This is a genomic window from Lutibacter sp. (assembly GCF_040883305.1).
Lineage (GTDB): Bacteria > Bacteroidota > Bacteroidia > Flavobacteriales > Flavobacteriaceae > Lutibacter.
Window position 1 is genome coordinate 1 of sequence record NZ_JBFLKT010000208.1, and the last position, 3,328, is coordinate 3,328.

Annotated in this window: 3 protein-coding genes and 1 tRNA gene; all 4 read left to right on the plus strand. The window is 30.1% G+C overall.

What is annotated here, in order from left to right; translation table 11 throughout:
* Positions 1 to 1,204: folylpolyglutamate synthase/dihydrofolate synthase family protein (locus AB1Z17_RS06575; RefSeq protein ID WP_368051000.1), on the plus strand; the 1,204-nt coding region annotated here is incomplete at its 5' end.
* 321 nt (positions 1,205 to 1,525) lie between these two features.
* Complete coding sequence (locus tag AB1Z17_RS06580; protein WP_368051001.1) at positions 1,526 to 2,284, plus strand: hypothetical protein; 759 nt, start codon at positions 1,526 to 1,528, stop codon at positions 2,282 to 2,284.
* Between the two features lie 154 nt (positions 2,285 to 2,438).
* Positions 2,439 to 2,516, plus strand: a tRNA-Val gene (locus AB1Z17_RS06585).
* A gap of 114 nt (positions 2,517 to 2,630) precedes the next feature.
* A complete protein-coding gene (locus tag AB1Z17_RS06590; protein ID WP_368051002.1) occupies positions 2,631 to 2,867 on the plus strand; it encodes a hypothetical protein in 237 nt (78 codons plus the stop codon).
* The last annotated feature ends 461 nt before the right edge of the window (positions 2,868 to 3,328 follow it).

Sequence of the window (3,328 nt, forward strand, 5' to 3'; positions counted from 1 at the left end):
CACCCTCAATTGGATGTTTTCTCAATTGCCAATGTATCAAAGGCAAGGACAAGCAGCCTTTAAAAAAGATTTAACCAACAGTTTAGCCTTGTCTAAGCATCTAAATTATCCCGAAAAAAAGTTTAAAACCATTCACGTTGCCGGTACAAATGGTAAGGGTTCTACAAGCCATATGTTAGCTTCGGTTTTACAAGAAGCTGGGTACAAAGTTGGCTTGTACACCTCACCGCATTTAAAAGATTTTAGAGAACGAATTAGAATTAATGGAGAAGTTATTAGAAAAATTGATGTTATAAATTTCATTAAAAAAAACAACAAATTCTTGTCAACTCATAAATTATCTTTTTTTGAAATGACTGTTGGTTTGGCATTTGATTGTTTTGCAAAACAAGAAGTTGATATTGCAATTATTGAAGTTGGTCTAGGAGGGAGGTTAGATTCTACAAATATTATAACTCCAGAGGTTTCAGTAATTACAAATATTGGTTTAGACCACACTCAATTTTTAGGTGAAACATTGCCAGAAATTGCTTTTGAAAAAGCAGGAATTATTAAGTCAAATATTCCAGTAGTAATTGGGGAATTTCAAAAAGAAGTATTTCCTGTTTTCGAAAAAATAGCTAAAGAAAAGAATGCCCAATTGTTTATAGCATCCAATTTGAATACCTCAAATTTTCAAACAGATTTAAAAGGATCTTATCAACAACATAATTTAAAAACAGTTGTAAAAACTATTGAAGTTCTAAAAGAGAAAGGTTTTACTATTTCAGAAGAAAATTTAAAAATAGGACTGTTAAATGTTAAAAAAAATACAGGGCTTTTAGGAAGATGGCAAATTTTAAATCGGCAGCCTAAAGTTATTTGCGATACAGGTCATAACAAAGAAGGTTTAGCTTATGTGCTGCATCAGTTGCGAAATGAAAAGTTTGAAAGGTTACATGTTGTTTTTGGAGTTGTAAATGATAAGGATTTAACAACAATTCTTCCATTATTCCCAAAAGAAGCAATGTATTATTTTTGCAAACCAGATATTCCAAGAGGATTAGATGGGCTAGAATTGAAAACGAAATGTTTGAAATTTGAATTAAATGGAAAAGTTTATAATTCCGTTAAAGAAGCATATAAAGCGGCATTAAAAAACGCACACAGTAACGATTTAATTTTTATTGGAGGAAGTACTTTTGTAGTTGCTGAAGTTGTTTAGCGCGTTGTGATTTTATCAATAAAACATATGCTATATTCGTGATTAATTTTTTTATTCAAAAAAAATTAATATATTTACAATATAAGACCTCAATTATTGACAAAATGATATTTTTAGTAATTCTGTTTTAATTACTAATTCCCCCTCACTCAATGGATTTACATCTATAGATTTACTCCTTTTCCATTGTTTATTCATTTTAGGAAACCTCAAATTTTTATTATTTGTATGAATAATAATTTGTTTTAGAATACTAACTAAATTAAATATATCATGAAAACAATTAAAAATTTATTGCTTGGAATCTTTGTATTATCAATTATGTTTACTTCCAAATTTTATTCCCAAGAATCTAAAACGGAGGAGTTCAAACCTGCTTATATGGTTGTAACAACAGTTCACAGGAGTAGTGATCCCAATGTTGATTTTTCAGATTGGATGAAAACTGAAAAGGAATACTTTGACAAAGTCACCATGAAAAATGATCTAATCTTGGGTTATGGAGTTTATTTTCACTATTTCACTCCAGATGATTCTGAAGTAAAATTAGTGACAGTCTATAAAAATTGGGAAGATATTGATAATGCCGCAGAAGTATCAAATAAATTAATAGATGAAGCTTGTCCAAATGAAGAGGAAACAAATGCTTTTTTTGACAAACAAAGCAGTTATTACTCTAATCATCATAGTGACGAAATTTATATGACTACACGCTATTCTAAACCTGCAAAGTTGGATGGTGATAAACCGTTAATTTTTTATGTTAAAGTAAATAAAAGAGGATCAGGAGGAGGGTCAGGCTGGAATGAGTATTTTGAAAATGTGACTATGAAAAATAACTATATAAAGGGTTATTATACTCATGTTCATAGGTGGGGAGCGGATAGTAATGATATGGTTGAAGCATTTGCTTTTGAAAGTTTAGGAGATATAGAAAAAGCTTTTGAAGAAGATGGAAGACTTATTAATGAGCACTGGTCTGATGAAGATAAGAGAAAAGAATTTTTTAAAGGGTATAATAAAATATTTGCGGGTCATGGAGACTACATTTATTCTAATGTGCCAGAATTAGTAAAATAATAAAATTTCAAATTATATTATTGACGCTGAACTAGTTGGTTCAGCGTTTTTTTCTGCCTATTTTTAATTTTTTAAATTGATAAAAAAATAATTAAAATTTTTAATAAAAAAGCTTTGTGTAATAAGAAATGTATTATATATTTGCATCCGCTTAGGGCAATTAGCTCAGTTGGTTCAGAGCACCTCGTTTACACCGAGGGGGTCGGGGGTTCGAATCCCTCATTGCCCACCAAAGTAAAATCCTACTAGAAATAGTGGGATTTTTTTATGTTTTCTATTTAAAATTCTTTATTTTCAATTATTTAGACTATCCTTTTTACTTCTATTAACTAAAAATAATAAAAGTATGAAAAGATTAAAAATCTCAACCGTATTATTTGGGGCGTTTATTTTTATGGCGTTTACTCCTTTAAGTTGTGAAAAAGTAACTTTGTATAAGTGTGAAGGCGAAGAACGAGTTAGTGTTCAAGTTTATGAATTTCAGGTAGATGGATATTTAAATAACGGATATAATGTTGATCGTCAGATTTGTAATATTCCACCCCCTCCGCCTTGTACTCCGAATTGTGAGGATGGTTTCTAATAGTTTTAAATTATTAAAATATCAAACCGATTACAGAAATGTAGTAGGTTTTTTCTCCGGTTTCATTTGCTCGATGAGGAGATTGGCCATCCTGAAATTATTTGAATATAAAAGTACTTCCTTAATAGTGTTTACAAGGAATTTTTGACAATCCTTATAAACAACATAAAGAAGAGGTTAATTCAGATTGGTGTATTTATTTGTGAAACCTTGATTACTTCATGATCCTTTAGTACTTGTTAGTTTAATAATTTTAATAAATCTCCTAAATAATTAATTTAGGCGATTTTTCCTTTATCAGTTATGTTTTTACTGGTTACCAGATTTTAACCTCTCCTCTTTTTAGAGTCAAATTAGCCATATTTTCATCAACAACCATACAAGTAATATCGCCACGAATATCAGCCCATCCATTTTCATCTGTCCCCCATCCATCTATGAATTGTCCCTTTGAGCCATCA

Bases quoted from the DNA above. Each gene is read 5' to 3' on its own strand.
- AB1Z17_RS06580 (WP_368051001.1), top strand. From the start codon at position 1,526: ATGTTTACTTCCAAATTTTATTCCCAAGAATCTAAAACGGAGGAGTTC.
- AB1Z17_RS06590 (WP_368051002.1), top strand. From the start codon at position 2,631: ATGAAAAGATTAAAAATCTCAACCGTATTATTTGGGGCGTTTATTTTT.